Below are 16577 nucleotides of genomic sequence, written 5' to 3'. Positions count from 1 at the left end.
GGAGACGATCGCCTTCTTCATGAATCCTCCTCGGATGTCGGCCCCATACGTTCGCGGCACAAAACCCCGATTTTCAAATCGGGGTAAAGGCGCCGCTCAGTATGACCCTAAATATACTCCGGGGCTTTGCCATCCTCCTCCTCTTCGCAGCTGAGGACGGCAAAGGCCCTGGGGGAGCTAACGGGTTAATTGTAGGGAAGCGGCCGGACCTTGTCAACGCCGGAAACAGAGATCCTATCGGACCGCTAAGAACAAAAAGTAGCCATTTGTCTCCAGGGCGGCCCGGCGCCTCAGGGGGCTTTGCGGCCCGGACGATCTCCTCGGCTTTGCGGACGGCGGCCGCCCTGGCCCCGGCCGGCCGACTCCGGTAGGCCTCGTGCAGGGCGGCCCGCAGGTCGTCCAGCCGGCGGTGGATCGCGGTCTTCTGATCGTCGGCCACGGCCCTGAATTTATCCTCGCCGTGGCAGGCGACGCAGACTTCGGGGCCGGGCCGGCGGACAGCCTTGGCCTTGTCCAGATGACAGTCGGCGCAGCCGATCTCGGCCTCGGCCATGACGTCGCGCGGGACGATCAGGTTTCCGAGCCGGCCGCCCTGGTAGGCGGTCTTCTGGGCCGCGTGGCACGCGCCGCAATCCCTTTGCGGGGGCTTGTGATGGCAGGGGGCGCAGGAGGCCTTCGTCGCTGTCAGCTCGCCGTGGCGCTTCTCGTTCGAATGGCATTGAGCGCAGTCCATCTTCTGGCGGACGACGTGGGGCCGATGGGGGAAGGTCAGCCCGAAAGCCGGCCCGCTCGACTCCTCGATCCCGGCGTGGCAGGCGGTGCAGGCATTGGTCGCGGCCTGGTTCAGGATAAGCGGCGCCTCGATCTTGTGGACCGATCCGACGGCCGTCATCGCCTCTCCGGCCTTGGCCAGGGCGGCGGCCAAAAGCTGTTGGGCGTAGTCAACATTGTGGGCCGCCTTGCCCTGGGTCACGACCTCGATATTGAAGGCGGCTTCTCCAAGCAGCGTCCGGGCCTTGGCCATGGCCGGCCCGCCCCGTCTCGCCACCTCGGCCGCGGCCGCGGCCAGGACGGCCCGGGCCTCGCCCAGCCGCTTGTCCGTCGCGGCTTCCCAGTTCTTGAGGATGCGGGCGTAGCCCTTGCCGTGGCAGGACTCGCAGACGGCCGGATTGGAGCGCAGGGTCCCGGATTTGAGCATCCGGCCCGTCTGCTGATGCAGAACGTGGCAGCCCTGGCAGTTCAGGCCTTTCTCCAGCATGACATTGGGGACGGGATGGGGTGTCCCCGCGCCTCCCTGCCCGGTATACAGGATCTCCTGAGCCCGGTGGGTGCCGGTATGGCAAGCCCGGCAGTCCGAGAGGGCCTCGGCGTCCTTGATGATCTTATGCTGGATCCCGGCGTGGCAGTGGGCGCAGTCGATCTTGCGCTCGCTGATGTGGGTGCGGTGCAGGAGCGCCGTGTCGCCGTACTTGGCCAGCCGTTCCGGCTCCAGGTGGCATTTGTAGCAATTCTCGCGGGCCACGGCCCCGTCCCCGGCCACGACCCGGCTGTGGCATTTTTCGCAGGCATAGCCCGCCGCGTAGACGGGACTGTGGTCGAAGCGGACCTTGCTCTTGTCGACGAGCTCGTCCTGGCGGTGGCAGAGGGCGCAGTCCTTGGGCGGCGCCTCGGCCCCCGGCTCGACGGCCGGCTTGAAGTGGCACAGGAAGCACGTCGTCGGGGTCACGGTCATATGGGTGCCCTGGACCATCTGGGCGTGGCAGGAGGCGCAGCGCAGCTTCTCGCCCCGCCGTTGGGCGCCCAAGTGGCTGGTGTGGTCGAAGGCAACCTTGCCGTACTGGACCTTGCCCTTCAGGAGGCGGGTGTCGTGGCAGCCCGGGCGCAGGCAAGCCTCGTCGGAGATCTGAACCAGCGGCTTGCCCTCGCCGTAGACGCGGGTCACGTATTTGACGAGCATGACCAGACCCTGCATCTTGGTCCGGAAAAGGGACTTGAGGCCGGGCGGGTAATGGCAGTTCTTGCAGGCGATGTCCTTGTGGGTGGATTCCTGCCAGCTCTTGTAGAAGGGCTTCATGTTGTGGCAGACGCCGCAGAACTTGGAGGTCGAGGTCAGCTCGACCGAGGCGACCAGAAGGATCAGAAAGACGCCCAGGGCGATGAAGGCGAGGCGCAGGCGCCGCTTCCGCTTGGAAGGCGGCTTCGGGGTGTCGGTCGATTCGGTCATGATCCTCCTCCTCCATCCCGGGCGAGTCGGCCGGAGGCCGGCTTAAGCGTAGCTGTGCAGTCCGGCCAGCAGGTAGTTGACGCCGAAATAGGTGAACAAGGCGGCCAGGAAGCCGATGATGGCGATGAACGCCGAGCGGCGGCCTTTCCAGCCCATGACGATCCGGGTGTGCAGGTACAGGGCGAAGACGAACCAGGTGATCAGACTCCAGACCTCCTTGGGGTCCCAGCTCCAGTATGTGCCCCAGGCCTTCTGGGCCCAGACCATGCCGAAGACCAGGCCGCCCAGGGTGAAGAGGGGGAAGCCGACCGTGACGCAGCGGTAGCTGACCGAGTCCATCCGCTCCTTCTTTTCGGGCTCCTTGGCCGTCAGGTACATCAGGCTGGTGATGAAAGCCACGGCGAAAAAGGCCTCTCCGAGCAGGGTCACCGAAACGTGCAGCCACAGCCAGTAGCTCTGCAGGGCGGGCACCAGCGGGGTCGCTTCCTTGGGCATGAGCGGCGAGGAGGCCAAGGCCATCAGGCCGATGACGATCAGCAGGATGTACGGTCCGACCCGGGGGATGCGGAAGCGGAGGCTGATCAGAACATAGGCCAGGATCGAGGCCCAGGCCATAAACGACAGCGATTCGTACATGTTAGTGAACGGGGCGTGGCCGCTCTCGAAGGTCCGGATGACGAGAGCCCCGGTGTGGAGGACGAGCCCGGCTACGGCCAGAGCGAAGCCGGTTTTGGCCGGCCCTTCCTTTTTTCCGAAGAGGAAGGCCAAGTAGAAGAAAGCGGCCGCGGCATAGACGGCGAGGGCGGCGGCGAACAGCGTCGATTCGGTCATTTCGGTCTCCTGAAGGCATTGACGATGGATTCGAAGTCGAGGGCGAAACGGTCGCGGCTCTTAGCCGCGGTGCCGCCCAGGCTGATGTCGGTCTGGCCCTTGCCCTCTTCGAGCAGGGCCCGGATCTCCCAGGTCGGCCAGTAGAAGGCCAGGAAAAGCCCGGCCATCCCCAGCAGACAGCCCAGCCAAACCAGCGGAACGCCGGGATCCTTGGCCGCTTCGAGCACGGAGGTCTGGGCGGCGTCGAAGGCTTTGAGCTCGACGGTCAGGTCGGGGACCTGGCTGCCGTGCATCTGGGCGAAGTCGGGGTAGTTGGCGAAGATCCAGCCCTCGAAGGCCTTCCGGCCCTTGCGCCAGACTTCGATCTGGGCGGCCGGATTGTTGGGCTGGGAGGAGCGGTTCTCCGGCTGATTACCCTCGCCCAGCACGAAGTCGGGCAGGAAGCTTAGCAGCGCGATCTCCGTCCCTTCCGGATCGCGGAGGGGCAGCCGCTGACCGGGTTTGAGAGTCATGGTCCGGGCCGGTGCGGCGTCATCCTTCTTCTTGACGGCCAGCGTCAGGGTGGGGGCGTCCCAGTCGAAGCCGTAGCTCATCTGATAAAAGGAAAAGCCGCGGTGGGTCAGCGGCCGGTTGACGGAGATGACGGCTCCGCGGAGCGCTTGCCCGGCCTCCATCACCGTGACCGCGCTCTTCCAGGCCTTGACGCTCTCGTCGGGGTAGTATTCGGTCTCGAACTTGTCCAGGCGAAGGGCGAACCCGGCCCCCGGCACGTCCAGCGTTTGGCCTTCGCGCATCGGGAGCTCGGACCGGACACTGCCTGCGGCCGTCACCAGCGCGCCGGCCAGGAGCACGAGCAATCCGACATGGACGAGGTCCGAGCCGAACAAGCCGGCCATGCGCTTGCGGGCCAGCAGGCTGACGCGGCCGTCGCCGGCCGCTGAGCGGACCCGGTAACCGGCCCCGTGCAATGCCGCTTCCAGCGCGGCCCGGGTCTCATCCAGAGGTGCGCTTCGCTTGAGGCGGTCCTTGATCTTGAGGGCGGTCAAGGCCTTGGCCTCCGTCTCCAGCCGCGGCCGGAAAGCCCGGCGGATCTTGCCGCCCAAACGGGTCAGGGTGCAGACGATGATGTTGAGCCCCAGAAGCCCCAGCAGTGCGAGATACCAGAGCGAATGATAAAGGCCGGTGAGCTGCAGCTTGATCAGGAGCCCAGACGCGGCGCCGTAGCGAGCGGCATACTCCTCCACGCTCCGGGCCTGGGGGATGAGAGTCCCGATAACCGAGGCCACGGCCAGGAAGATGAGCAAGGCGATGGCCAAGCGAAGCGAGCTGAAGAAACGGATGATCGATCTCATATGCCCTTCCTGCGCCCCGGGGGGGGCGATTGATACGTTCGCGGCGCCAAATCCCGATTTTCAAATCGGGGTTATAAGCGCCGCTCAGTATTAACCCTGTTAATACCCCGGGCTTCAGCCCGCCCTCATCCGCTTCGCGGCTGAGGACTGCAAAGCCCGGGGTATCGAGCGGGTTTATTATGAGACATGCTAGGGGCAATGTGGAAAAAGGATAAGAGATCAGGCACTCTCCGTCAAGTATCGGAAAGGGGCGAAGACGCTTAGGCCTTGGCCCGGCTCTTCTTGCGGGCCGCGGCGAGCTTCTTCTCGGTGATGTCCATGACATCCTGCAGCGTGATTTTGTCGAAATAGCCCTTCAACAGGAGGGTGGCCCCCTTCCAAATCTCGTGGGTGCCGCAAATAGGCACCTTTTCGCAGACGCTCTCATCCTCAATGCATTCGGTCAGGCTGCAGGAGCCTTCCAGGGCTTGTAGGATGTCGCAGAGCTTGATGTCCTTGGGGGCGCGGGCCAAGGTATAGCCGCCGCCCGCGCCGCGGACGCTCTTGACCAGCTTGTTGATCTTGAGCGGGATGATGATCTGTTCCAGGTATCGGATGGAGATGCCCTCTTCTTCGGCCACGCTCTTGAGGATGATGGTGTCCTGGGTCTGGTGGTAGTGCCGGGCCAGATTGACCATGAGCCGAGTGCCGTAACGGCCTTTCGTCGAGAGCTTGATCATGCCGAACTCCTGCGCAGAATAAGGATGCCGAACGTCAACATCTATCATAAGCCAAGGCCCGGATTAAAAGCAACCTAATTTTATAGATTATGTAGAGATAGAGCTCTCGTTTCCGCCACCGGCGCCTTGACACCCTCGCCGCGGCGAGGGTATCCTAGCCTTTCCCGAATGCCGACCCAGGGGCTCCGAAATCGCCGCGAGCGATCCCGCTCTCGAGTCTCCGGACGCCCCGTCTTAAGGACAGCAACATGAGCATGGAAATCCTGCTGGGCGACGAGGCCGTCGGCCTCGGCGCGGTCCACGCCGGGCTGAGCGGCGCCTATTCCTACCCGGGCACGCCTGCCTCCGAGATCATGGAATACCTGATCCGGATCGGCCGCGGCGCCTCGTTTAAGGCGGCCTGGTCGGTCAATGAGAAGACCGCCTTCGAGGAAGCCCTGGGCTGCTCCTACGCCGGCAAGCGGGCTTTCGTCTCGTTCAAGCACGTCGGGCTCAACGTGGCTGCCGACCCGTTCATGAGCGCCGCGCTGACCGGAGCCAACGGCGGGTTCATCGTCTGTTCGGGCGACGATCCCAGCATGCACAGCTCCCAGAACGAGCAGGACAGCCGTTTCTACGCCCAGTTCGCCTTGATCCCCTGCTTCGAGCCGGCCGATCATCAGGAAGCCTACGACATGGCCCGTGAGGCCTTCGAGCTGTCCGAGCGGGTCAAGCTTCCCGTCATGATCCGGTTGACGACCCGGCTTGCGCACAGCCGGGCCGGTGTGGAAACCCGCCCGCCGCGGCCCGAGAACGAGATCCGGACGGGCGCTCGGCAGTGTTGGACGCTCCTGCCGGGGAACGCCCGCGTCCAGTTCAAGCGGGTTCTCGATCTCCAGCCCGAGCTCGTCCGGTACGCCTCGGAATCGCCCTTCACCCGGCTTGAGCTTCAGCCCGACGACCGCCGGCTGGGGATCATCGCCTCCGGCCTCGGATATAACTACGTTCGGGAAAACCTCGAGGGCTCCGGCTTGCGCCCCTCGATCCTAAAGATCTCGGTCTACCCGATCCCTGAAGACCTCGTCCGCCGTCTGGTCGAACACTGCGACACGATCCTGGTGGCCGAAGAGGGCTACCCGCTGATCGAGCGCCAGATCCGGGGCTTGTTCGGCATCCCCGGCAAGATCCTGATCGGCAAGATGAGCGGCCATCTGCCGCTGCAGGGCGAGCTGACGCCCGAGACTGTCCGGGCCGCCCTCGGACTGGCCCCGCTGGCGCGGCGGACTGCTGGCGATCTCCCGTTGGCCAACCGGCCGCCCCAGCTTTGCGTCGGGTGCCCCCACGCCGACACCTTCAAGGCTCTCAAGAAGGCCCTGGAGGGCCAGCCCGGGGCGACCATCTTCTCGGATATCGGCTGCTACACCCTGGGCTACTTCCCGCCCCACAACGCCGTCGACTCCTGCGTCTGCATGGGGGCCAGCGTCGGTATGGCCCACGGCGCGTCCCGGGCCGGAGTCCATCCGGCCGTCGGCGTCATCGGCGATTCGACCTTCGGCCACTCGGGCATCACCGCCCTGCTCAGCGCCGCGACCGCCGACGCCAACATGGTCCTGGTCATCCTGGACAACTGCACCGTGGCCATGACCGGCACCCAGCCGTCGTTCTCCACCGGCCGGCGGCTGCTGGAGATCGTTCGCGGCGTCGGCGTCCCGGCCGAACGGCTTCGCGTCATCACCCCGCTCCCCAAATTCCATGAGGAGAACGTCCGGGTCTTGCGGGAGGAGATCGCCCATCCCGGCCTTTCGGTGGTGGTGGCGGTACGGGAATGCCTGGAAGAAGCCAAGAAGAAGAACAAGCTTGGAGGCGCCCAGTGAGCGACACGCGCAAGCAGGACATCATCCTGGCCGGCGTCGGCGGGCAGGGCATCCTGTCGATCGCCTTCGTCATCGACAGCGCCGCCCTGAAAGAGGGCTTTCACGTCAAGCAGGCCGAGGTCCACGGCATGGCCCAGCGGGGCGGCGCGGTGACCTCCCATCTGCGGCTGTCCGAAGCGCGGATCTGGAGCGACCTCATCCCCCGCGGCGGGGCCGATCTGATCCTGAGCGTCGAGCCCTTGGAAGCCCTGCGGTATCTCGATTACCTCAAGCCCGACGGCCGGATCGTCACCAGCAGCGCCCCCTTCATCAACATCCCGGACTATCCCGACCAGGCCGACCTGCTTCGCCGGATCAAGGTCCTGCCCGGCAGCGTCGTCGTCGACAGCGACGCCCTGGCCAAGGAGGCCGGCTCCGGCCGGGCTCAGAACACAGTCATGCTGGGAGCCGCCGCCCGCTACCTTTTGCCCCGCGAGGAAACCCTGCGCGAGTTCGTCCGGGTGCTTTTCGAGCGGCGGGGCGAGAAGATTCTGGAGGCCAACCTGAAAGCCTTCGAGCTGGGCCGGCAAGCCTCGGCCTGATCCCATGGCCATCGATTTCAAGACCATCGATCGGATCTTCGCCGCGGCCGAGACGGACGGGCGCTCGTCGCTCTTCGAGCACGAGGTCTACCGGATGCTGCGGGCCTGCGGCCTGCGAGTGCCGAAGACCCTCTTCCTCCCGGCCGGGCGCCGGGCCATGGCCAAGGACCTGGCGGGCTTCAAGTCCGAAAAAGTCGTTCTGAAGATCACAGCCCCCCTGATCCAGCACAAGACCGATGTCGGCGGCGTCGCCTTCGTCAAGAAGAGCGCGACCGCCGTGAACGCAGCCTTGAAAGCCATGCTTCGCGACGTTCCGGGCCGATACCTGGACTGGCTTCGGACGAAGAGCCCGGCCGAAGCCGCCTCGCTCTCCCCCGAGGCCGTGGCGGCCGATATCCGGGGCGTTCTGGTCTGCGAGAGAGTCGAGTTCGAATCGTTCGGCTTCGGGCAGGAGCTTCTGCTCGGCCTCCGCAATACCCGCGAGTTCGGCCCGATCGTCTCGCTGGGCGCGGGAGGCGTGGAGGTCGAGTACCTCAACGAGCGCCTCAAGGAAGGCCGGGCCGTATCCATGGCCTCCGCCCACCTGCTGGGCCGGAAGGCGCTGGCGGCCCACCTCCGCCCCCTGGCCGTCCGCGACAAGCTGGTCAAGCCGTTCCGCGGCCGCCCCGCCCCGCTGACCGAGACCGCGCTCACGGGGACGGTTGCCGCGATCCTGGACCTGGCCGCGCATTACTCGCCGTTCGTCCGCGGCGGCGGCTTCGTCATCGAAGAGGCCGAGGTCAACCCGCTCGTCGTCCGCCACGGGATTCTGGTTCCGCTGGACGGGCTGTGCCGCTTCAGCCGGGCCCATGTCGATGTCGAGACGCGGCCGGTGGCGGGTCTCGAACCTCTGCTCAAGCCATCCTCGGCGGCCGTCATCGGCGTTTCCGACCGGATGAACATGGGCCGGGTCATCCTGCGCAACATCCTCAAGATGGGGTTCGATCGGGAGCGCGTTTATGTCGTCAAGCCGGGTGTGGCGGAGATCGATGGCTGCCGCTGCGTCCCGGCCGTGGCCGATCTGCCGGAGACGGTGGACCTCTTCGTTCTGACGCTTGGAGCCGAGCAGTGTGAGGGGGTGATGCGGGATCTGATCGCCCACGGCAAGGCCCGCTCGGTCATCATCATCGCCGGGGGCATGGGCGAGAAGCAGGGGACGCAGTCGATCGAGGGACGCATCCAGGCGCTCATCGCCGAAGGCCGGGCTAAGGGCCTGACGACCCCGGTCGTCAACGGCGGCAACTGCCTGGGCATCTACTCCAAGCCCGGCCGCTATGACACGACGTTCATCCCCGAGCACAAGCTCCGCTTCCCTCCCTCCGACAAGCCCGAGCTTGTCTACGTCAGCCAGAGCGGCGCCTTCATGATCTGCCGCATCAGCCAGATGGACCGCCTCGGTCCGCTCTACGCCGTCTCCCTAGGAAACCAAATCGACCTGCGGATCTCCGACTATCTGGCCTACCTCAAAGACGAGCCCGCGGCCCGGATCTTCGCCGTTTATGTCGAAGGGTTCAAGCCGGGCGACGGGTACCTGACGGCCCGGGCGGCCCGCGAGATTCTGAAGACGCCCGGACGCTACATCGTCGCCTATAAAGGCGGGCGCACCCCCGAGGGCCGTCTGGCCACGGCCGGGCACACCGCCTCGGTCGCGGGCGAGTACGGCGTCTGCCGGGCCGTCCTGGAGGACGCCGGCGTCCTCGTGACCGAGACCCTGGCTGACTTCGACGGCTATGTTTCCGCCCTCCATTCGCTCGGCGGCCGGTTCGCGGCCGGCAATCGGGCCGGGCTCATCAGCAACGCCGGGTTCGAGAGCGTGGCCATGTCGGACAGCTTGGCCGGCGGCGATCGGCTGGAGCTGGCGGTCTTCTCCGAGGCGACCAAGAAGCGGCTGGGCGAGCTCCTGGCTCCGGCCGGGATCGACAAGCTGCAGGACGTCAAAAACCCGATGGACACGACCCCGGCGGCCAACGATGAGGCCTTCTGCGAATGCGCCCGGGCGATCATGGACGACCCCGGCGTCGATTGCGGCGTCATCTCGCCCGTCCCTATGACCCAGAACATGCAGACCCTGGCCCCCGGCCCGGGCTATGCCGAGTCCATCGAGGCGCTCGGGAGCACCCCCTTGCGCCTGATCGAGATTTACCGGGCCTGCCGCAAGCCCTTGGTCGTGAACGTCGATGCCGGGAGACCCTACGATCCCATGGCCCGCATGCTCGAGGCGGCCGGCGTGCCGGTTTTCCGGCGGTCTGACGAGGCCGTCAAATTCCTGCGCCGGCTGGCCGCCCTGCAGGCCCGGCTGAAGGCGCTCTACGGCCGGGAGGGATGATGGAACGGATCACGGCCGACATCGCCGTGCTGGGCGGCGGGGAAGCCGGGATCGCCGCCGCCGTCCAGGCCTCCGAGATGGGCGCCACGGCGGCCGTGATCGAGCGGGCGGCCCAGCTCGGCGGCGCCTGCGTCTTCACTGGGACCCTGCCGAGCAAGGTCTTTTCAATCTCGGCCGGCGTTTTCGAGCTGATGCAGAAGGCCAAGAATTTCGGGATCAAGAGCGACGGTGCCTTCCGGTTGGACTATCACGAAGTCCTGGCCAGCCGGGCCCGGATCACCCGCTGCGATCAGGGGGTTATCGGAGCGCACCTGCGCGGACCGCATATTCGGGTCGTTCGCGGCGAAGCCGTCCTGCGGGATGCCCGGTGCCTCGCCGTCCGGGGGCCGGACGGGATCGAAATCGAGATCGAGGCGCCGCGCCTCGTCCTGGCGACCGGCTCGCGTCCGTTCCAGGTCCCCGGCCTGCCGACCGACGGCCGGGCCCTGCTCTCGACCGACGACCTGGTGGATATGCCGGAGCTTCCGGCCCGGATGATCGTCGTCGGAGCCGGGGTCATCGGCTCCGAATACGCCTTTATCTTCCGGACCTTCGGTGTCGAGATCGTCCTGATCGAGAAAGCCGAACACGCCCTCCCCGGCCAAGACAAGGACATCGTCGCGGTTATCGAGAAGGAGATGAAGCGGCGGGGCATCCGGTTCCTTCCCGGAACCGTTCTGCGGGACTACGAAGCCGGCGCCGACGGCCGGCCCGTGGTCACGACGGACAAGGGCGAGCGCATCGAGGCGGATAAAGTTTTAGTCTGTGTCGGGCGGACCCCGGCTACGGCCAACCTGGGCCTGGAAGAGGCCGGCGTCAAGCTGGGGGCCAAAGGGGAAATTCTCGTCGACGATCGGCTGCGGACTTCCGTCCCGGGTGTCTACGCCGCCGGCGACGTCCTGGGCCGCTGGATGCTTTCCGCCACGGGCATTCTGGAAGGGGCGGTCGCCGCCGAGAACGCGCTGGGCGGGGACCGGGCCGTCGACGAGCGGTTCGTGCCCAGCGGCATCTACACCCAGCCCGAGATCGGCGCGGCCGGCCTGACCGAGGCGGGGGCCGCGGCGGCGGGGTTCGAAACCGTCGTCGGGACCTGCACCTATTCGGGCCTGGTCAAGGCTTGCGCCACCTATTCTTATATGCCCGGCTTGATCAAGCTCGTCTTCGACAAGCCCTCGCACCGGCTGCTGGGCGCCCATGTCGTGGGATCGGAGGCCGCCGAGCTTATCCATCTGCACTCGCTGGCCCTGCGCTTGGGGGCGACCGCCGAAGACTTCGCCTACTCGATTTACCACCACCCCAGCCTGTCCGAAGGCTTCCGCGAGGCGGCCCGCGACGCCCTGGCCAAATGGAAATGAGGGCGAGCGATGAGAACCGTGGCCCTCCTCCTCGTCTCAAATGTTTTCATGACCTTCGCCTGGTACGGCCACCTCAAGTACAAGAACTCGCCGCTGTGGAAGGCGATCCTGGCCTCCTGGTCCATCGCCTTCATCGAATACTGCTTCCAGGTGCCCGCCAACCGGATCGGCCACGGCACCATGAGCGCGGCCCAGCTCAAAACCATCCAGGAGGTGATCACCCTGGTCGTCTTTGCCGTGTTCTCCGTCCTCTACTTGAAAGAGGAGTTCCGTTGGAACTACCTGGTGGGCTTCGCCTTTCTGGTCATCGGCGCCTTCTTCATTTTCAAGAAATGGTGACAGCCGGGCTTGACGCCGCTTCGGGCCCGGACATAATAAGCGCGAATCGTCGACCGCGGAGGCACGCATGAAACGTCTCGTTCCCACCATTCTGATGGCCCTTCTGGCCGCCGGCGGAGCGATCGCCGGCCCGGCCGGCGTCCCGCGGCCCGAGTACCCGCGGCCCGAGCTCGTTCGAGCCGACTGGCTGAACCTCAACGGCGATTGGGCCTTCGCCGTCGATCAATCCGACTCGGGCGAGGAGCGCGGGCTGCCGGGCGGTGCGGGCTTTGATCGGACGATCCGCGTCCCTTTCGCCCCGGAAAGCCCGCTGTCCGGAATCGGTCAGACCGATTTCATGGCCGCCGTCTGGTATAAACGCGGCCTTCCTCTCCCGGAGGCCTGGCGCGGCCGCCGCCTCCTGCTCCATTTCGAGGCGGTCGACTACGAGACCACCGTCTGGATCAACGGCCGGAAAGCGGGCGGGCACGCGGGCGGCTACACGCCCTTCTCCCTGGACATCACCGACTTTCTAACGCCGAAGGATAACGTGCTCATTGTCCGGGCCCGGGATGACGTTCGTTCGGGCCGCCAGCCGACCGGCAAGCAGAGCCACCAATTCGCCTCCTACGGCTGCGTCTATCGCCGCACCACGGGCATCTGGCAGACGGTCTGGCTCGAGCCGGCCCCGGCGGTCCGGATCGAGCGCTTCAAGGCTTCGGCCGACATAGACAACGGCGAGGCCAACCTTCATGTCTACTTCAACGCGGCTCCCGAGGGCGGAACGGTCACGGCCAGGGTTTCGTTTGAAGGGCGGCCGATCGCTTCGCTGACGAAAAAAGCCGAGCGGATCGTTCGCTTCGCCGTTCCGATCAAGGATGCCAAGCTCTGGGATGTGCGCAAGCCCAATCTCTACGACGTCGAGATCGTTTATGAAAAGGACAAGGCCGCGGCCGATCGGGTGACCGGTTACTTCGGCCTGCGCAAGATCGAGGTCCGGGGCAACAAATTCGTTCTCAATAATCGTCCCCTTTTTCTGCGGACCGTCCTGGATCAGGGTTTCTACTCCGACGGGATCTACACCGCTCCGGACGACGCCGCCTTGAAGAAAGACATCGAGCTGGCCTTGAGTCTCGGGTTCGACGGTGCCCGCCTCCACCAGAAGGTCTTCGAGCGCCGGTTTCTCTATTGGGCCGACCGGCTGGGCTATCTCGTCTGGGGGGAGTTCCCCGATTGGGGCTTGGACCTGGGCCGGCCCGAAGCCTACCTGACTTTTTCCCGGGAATGGACCGAAGCCGTGGAGCGGGATCAGAACCACCCCGCGCTCGTCGGCTGGTGCCCGTTGAACGAGCAGTGGGGGAGCCCTTTCCCGGGCCTGATCCCCGCGGTCTTCAAATTGACCAAGCTTCTCGACCCTTCGCGGCCGGTCATCGACGCCTCGGGCGGCTCGCACCAGGTCGTACCGGACCTCTTTGACGCCCACGATTACGACCAGGACCCGGCCGCCTTCAAGGTTCGCCACGACGGCCTCCTGGCTTCGCCGCCGAAGCCGCACATGAACGGCGGTCCGGAGCGGAACGTCCCTTACGCCGGCCAACCCTATTTCCTGAGCGAGTACGGAGGCATCTGGTGGAACCCGGGCCAGGCCGACGCTAAGGCCTGGGGCTACGGCGACCGGCCCAAGACGCTGGCGGAGTACCTGGATCGCTTTAAGCGCCTGACCGACATCCTGCTCGATAATCCGGCCGTGGCCGGGTTCTGCTACACCCAGCTGACCGACGTGGAGCAGGAGGTCAACGGGCTTTTGAGTTTCGATCGCCGGCCCAAGCATGATCCGGCCTTCTTCTTCCAGATCAACCAACGCCGGGCGGCTATCGAGAAATGAGCTTTGCGGCGCGGGCCGGCCGGAGAGAACGGGCGTTCGCCTGGATCCTGACCCTCGCCTTTCTGGCCGGGGCGGCGGGCGGGATCGTTGCCCCCGTCCAGGAGATGCTTTGGAGCCGCGGGCTCCGTCCGGCGGCGAGGTTCGCCGGCGCCGTCCGCGCCGACGAGAGCTTCAATCTCTACCGCCGGGACGGGCGAAGCCGGCGTTCCCCCTTGCCTGGTGAAACGGGGGCGGAGCGGAAGACGGACGGGCCCGGATTCTGATAGAATTGGGCTGACGGAGATAGCTCGGGAGAGGTTGCTCATGGCGCCGTTCCAAACGCGTTCCGCAAAGGTCTTTCGGCCGGCGATGGTCGGTCTCCTGCTTCTGGTTTTGGCTGTTCACGGCGCGGCCGCGGCGTCCAAGAGCTACTCTTTCCCCGACGTCCGGATCGCCATCCATATCGACCGCGACGGCTCCTTCACGGTCGAAGAGCGCCGGACCTATGAATTCAGCGGCGCCTTCAGCTGGGCCGACTTGACCATCCCGCTCCAGGTCGATCGGTCCGGCCGGTCCTTCGACGTCCGGGTGGAGGATTTTACGGTTGAGGACGAAAACGAGCGGCCCCTCCGGATCGAGGCCGGCCGTAGCGGCGGCCGGTTCGCCGCCAAGTGGTTCTACTCCGCCAAGGACGAACGGCGGACCTTCGTCATCCGCTACCGGGTTCGGGCCGGCATCATGAGCTATCCCGACGTCAGCGAGCTCTACTGGCAGGCCATAGGGGATGGTTGGAGCAAGCCGACGGCCCGGGCGGAGGTCGTGGTGACGCTGCCCGAGCCTTTGGCCGCGCCGTCGGACATGCTCGTCTACGGCCACGGCCCGCTCTCGGGGACGTCGGAGATCATCGATAGCCGGACTGCCCGATTTGCGGCCACGGATATAGCGGCCGGGCAGTTTCTGGAGATCCGGGTCGTCTGGCCGACCGGCATCGTCGCCGGAGTCCCGGCCGGAGGGATGGATAAAGCGGCCATCATGGCCGAGGAGTCGCACTTCGTCGAGGATACCATCGGCCGGGCCATCGAAATCCGGGACGCTGCGATCAGGAAAAACCGGGCCGCCAATCGTTGGGCCGCGATCTGGGCCGTTTGGCAGCTCCTTGGTCCGCTGATCTTCCTGGCCTTCTATATTCCCGCCTGGCGGCGGAGCGGCCGCGAATATGTCGTGCCCAATCCCCCCGCGTACGCCCACGAGCCGCCCTCCGACCTGCCACCTCCCTTGGTCGAGCACTTGCTCAAACAGGGAGGGACCGCTTCGCCTCGGGCTTTCACGGCCACCCTCTTTGATTTGGCCCGGCGCGGCTATTTCAAGATCGAGGATCGGATGGAAGTGAAGGCCGGGCTGTTCGGGTCGAAGGAGAAGACCGAAACAACCCTGACCTTGGAAAGCCTGACGGGGCGGGCGAAGGGCGGTCGGCCCGGGCCGGGCCTCCGGCCATTCGAGCGGGACGTGCTCGATCTGGTGTTCGGCCTGGCCGGGGGAGGCTATGTCCAACCGGGCCAAGCCGTCGCTCTTGATGATCTCAAAGCCTGGCTGAAGAAGAATCCGACGGAGTTCCAGAAGTGGTTTCGCGACTGGGCCGCGTCCATCAAGGCCGAAGCCAAAGGGCTCGGCTTCCTCGAGCCGGAATCCATCCGGCTGCGGAAGACGTTCGCCTGGGCCGTTCTGCCGGCCGCCTTTCTGACCGTCAACATCCCGCTCCTGATCCTGGCGGCGACTCTCATCCCCAAGCTGGCCCGTCGGGCCCGGCCCTGGATCGAAGAGAATGCCCAATGGAAGGGCTTGGAGAAATTCCTGCGGGATTTCGGGGAGTTCAAAGACCTTCCGCCCCAGGCCTACGTCTTATGGGAAAGCTATCTCGTCTACGGCATCCTCTTCGGCCAGGCCCGCAGGATTCTCAAGGCTTTGCCGATGATCCTGCAGGATGACCGGGCCGTCGCCCCGGTCTGGTATATGAGCCTCGGCCATTCCGGGTTGAGCGGATTCGACGGCCTTTCCTCGTTGGTCCACGGCATCGAATCGACGGCTTCCGCCATCGAGCACGCCAGCACCTCGGCCGCGCATTATTCCTCGGGCGGCGGCGGCGGCTTCAGCGGCGGAGGAGGGGGCGGGGGGGGCGGCGGCGGGGGCGGCGCGGGCTGAAACGCACTCCGGCCGGTCGGGCTCCCTTCCTCCCGCCGCTTTTGATACAATGGCGGCGATGAGCAAAGCCCCGGCGGCCGTTCTTCTTTTCCTCGCGATCGGCTTGCTTCTATCCGGGCCGGCGTCCGCCCAGACCGCGGCCCGGCCCGATGCCGGCAAGTTTCTTCCGCGCGAGGTCCTGGGCTGGATGGCGGAGCCGGCGGACCAGCTCTTCGACGCCGAAACGATCTTCGATTATATCGACGGTGCGGGCGAAGTCTACCGGGCCTACAATATGAAGGGGCTGGTCTCCCGGAAATTCCTGAAACAGGGCGGCCCCGCGATCATCGCCGACTTGTTCGATATGGGCTCGTCCGCCGACGCCTTCGGCGTCTTCAGCCACGACCTGGATGGGGAGGACTGGTCTTTGGGCCAGGCCAGCCTGTACAAGGGGGGGCTTCTCAACATCTGGCAGGACTGCTACTTCGCTGCCCTGTATGCCGAGGACGAGACCGACGAGACAAAGGCGGCGCTGCGGGAGATGGGGCGTCGGCTCGTGGCCGCGCTTCCCGGCGGTGGGGCTAAGCCGGATCTTTTGGCCGTCCTTCCCGCGGGCTATGATGATCCGAAGCGAGTCCGCTTTCTGCACAGCCCGGTCATCCTGAACTATCACTTCTTTCTGGCCTCCGAAAACATTCTCGGGCTTGACGAGCGGACGGACGTCGTGCTGGCCGCGGCGGCCGACAAGAGCGTCCTATTGGCGGTCCGCTATCCCACGCCCGCCCGGGCCGAGCCCGCTCTGCGCGCTTTTCGGGCGGCCCTGATGCCGGGGACGAACGAGGGGCGGGCTTACCGGTCCCCCGCCGGCACCTGGACGGCGGCCGGGCTTGCGGGCGGG

The 16577-nt window shown here is 65.9% G+C and carries 13 protein-coding genes; 9 read left to right on the top strand and 4 right to left on the bottom strand.

Annotated elements, in window-relative coordinates:
* Window positions 1–73: 73 nt before the first annotated feature.
* The 4 genes from NTZ26_05100 to NTZ26_05085 all read right to left on the bottom strand — a co-directional run bounded on the left by NTZ26_05100 (window position 74) and on the right by NTZ26_05085 (window position 5126).
* Window positions 74–2224 (bottom strand): cytochrome c3 family protein, encoded by a 2151-nt coding sequence (locus NTZ26_05100; GenBank protein ID MCX6559873.1) that lies wholly within the window; start codon window positions 2222–2224, stop codon window positions 74–76.
* Between the two features lie 42 nt (window positions 2225–2266).
* Complete coding sequence (locus NTZ26_05095; protein ID MCX6559872.1) at window positions 2267–3055, bottom strand: cytochrome c biogenesis protein; 789 nt, start codon at window positions 3053–3055, stop codon at window positions 2267–2269.
* Complete coding sequence (locus NTZ26_05090; protein MCX6559871.1) at window positions 3052–4407, bottom strand: cytochrome c biogenesis protein ResB; 1356 nt, start codon at window positions 4405–4407, stop codon at window positions 3052–3054. Before NTZ26_05090 ends, NTZ26_05095 begins: the two co-directional genes overlap by 4 nt.
* Window positions 4408–4667: 260 nt before the next feature.
* Window positions 4668–5126, bottom strand: coding sequence for an Rrf2 family transcriptional regulator (locus tag NTZ26_05085; GenBank protein ID MCX6559870.1), 459 nt, complete (start codon window positions 5124–5126; stop codon window positions 4668–4670).
* Window positions 5127–5374: 248 nt separating this feature from the next.
* On the opposite strand from NTZ26_05085, the gene NTZ26_05080 reads away from it, so the two are divergent.
* From NTZ26_05080 to NTZ26_05040, 9 genes are all read left to right on the top strand, one after another.
* Window positions 5375–6979 (top strand): thiamine pyrophosphate-dependent enzyme, encoded by a 1605-nt coding sequence (locus NTZ26_05080; GenBank protein ID MCX6559869.1) that lies wholly within the window; start codon window positions 5375–5377, stop codon window positions 6977–6979.
* A complete protein-coding gene (locus NTZ26_05075) occupies window positions 6976–7560 on the top strand; it encodes an indolepyruvate oxidoreductase subunit beta (GenBank protein ID MCX6559868.1) in 585 nt (194 codons plus the stop codon). Before NTZ26_05080 ends, NTZ26_05075 begins: the two co-directional genes overlap by 4 nt.
* 4 nt (window positions 7561–7564) lie before the next feature.
* On the top strand, window positions 7565–9925 hold the full coding sequence (locus NTZ26_05070; GenBank protein ID MCX6559867.1) for an acetate--CoA ligase family protein: 2361 nt from the start codon (window positions 7565–7567) through the stop codon (window positions 9923–9925).
* Complete coding sequence (locus tag NTZ26_05065; GenBank protein MCX6559866.1) at window positions 9925–11319, top strand: NAD(P)/FAD-dependent oxidoreductase; 1395 nt, start codon at window positions 9925–9927, stop codon at window positions 11317–11319. Before NTZ26_05070 ends, NTZ26_05065 begins: the two co-directional genes overlap by 1 nt.
* A gap of 9 nt (window positions 11320–11328) precedes the next feature.
* Entirely contained in the window at window positions 11329–11658 is a 330-nt protein-coding gene (locus NTZ26_05060; GenBank protein MCX6559865.1) for a DMT family protein, read from the top strand.
* A gap of 67 nt (window positions 11659–11725) precedes the next feature.
* Window positions 11726–13522 carry a beta-galactosidase gene (locus NTZ26_05055; protein MCX6559864.1) on the top strand — a complete coding sequence of 599 codons (1797 nt, stop codon included), beginning with the start codon at window positions 11726–11728 and terminating at the stop codon, window positions 13520–13522.
* Window positions 13519–13785, top strand: coding sequence for a hypothetical protein (locus NTZ26_05050; protein ID MCX6559863.1), 267 nt, complete (start codon window positions 13519–13521; stop codon window positions 13783–13785). Before NTZ26_05055 ends, NTZ26_05050 begins: the two co-directional genes overlap by 4 nt.
* Window positions 13786–13825: 40 nt before the next feature.
* The gene (locus NTZ26_05045; GenBank protein ID MCX6559862.1) at window positions 13826–15700 is read left to right on the top strand and encodes a DUF2207 domain-containing protein; all 1875 of its coding nucleotides are present in this window, start codon (window positions 13826–13828) and stop codon (window positions 15698–15700) included.
* 58 nt (window positions 15701–15758) lie between these two features.
* Window positions 15759–16577, top strand: an 819-nt coding sequence (locus NTZ26_05040) for a hypothetical protein (protein MCX6559861.1), incomplete at its 3' end; no start/stop codon positions are given.

The organism is Candidatus Aminicenantes bacterium (genome assembly GCA_026393855.1).
In the GTDB taxonomy this organism is placed as follows: Bacteria; Acidobacteriota; Aminicenantia; order Aminicenantales; family UBA4085; genus UBA4085.
This window is presented reverse-complemented; position numbering and strand designations above follow the sequence as displayed.

Excerpts from the sequence above, each read along its gene's own strand:
- NTZ26_05095 (MCX6559872.1), bottom strand. The coding sequence starts at position 3,055 with ATGACCGAATCGACGCTGTTCGCCGCCGCCCTCGCCGTCTATGCCGCG.
- NTZ26_05065 (MCX6559866.1), top strand. The coding sequence starts at position 9,925 with ATGGAACGGATCACGGCCGACATCGCCGTGCTGGGCGGCGGGGAAGCC.
- NTZ26_05070 (MCX6559867.1), top strand. The coding sequence starts at position 7,565 with ATGGCCATCGATTTCAAGACCATCGATCGGATCTTCGCCGCGGCCGAG.
- NTZ26_05045 (MCX6559862.1), top strand. The coding sequence starts at position 13,826 with ATGGCGCCGTTCCAAACGCGTTCCGCAAAGGTCTTTCGGCCGGCGATG.
- NTZ26_05060 (MCX6559865.1), top strand. The coding sequence starts at position 11,329 with ATGAGAACCGTGGCCCTCCTCCTCGTCTCAAATGTTTTCATGACCTTC.
- NTZ26_05090 (MCX6559871.1), bottom strand. The coding sequence starts at position 4,407 with ATGAGATCGATCATCCGTTTCTTCAGCTCGCTTCGCTTGGCCATCGCC.
- NTZ26_05080 (MCX6559869.1), top strand. The coding sequence starts at position 5,375 with ATGAGCATGGAAATCCTGCTGGGCGACGAGGCCGTCGGCCTCGGCGCG.
- NTZ26_05050 (MCX6559863.1), top strand. The coding sequence starts at position 13,519 with ATGAGCTTTGCGGCGCGGGCCGGCCGGAGAGAACGGGCGTTCGCCTGG.
- NTZ26_05100 (MCX6559873.1), bottom strand. The coding sequence starts at position 2,224 with ATGACCGAATCGACCGACACCCCGAAGCCGCCTTCCAAGCGGAAGCGG.
- NTZ26_05085 (MCX6559870.1), bottom strand. The coding sequence starts at position 5,126 with ATGATCAAGCTCTCGACGAAAGGCCGTTACGGCACTCGGCTCATGGTC.
- NTZ26_05055 (MCX6559864.1), top strand. The coding sequence starts at position 11,726 with ATGAAACGTCTCGTTCCCACCATTCTGATGGCCCTTCTGGCCGCCGGC.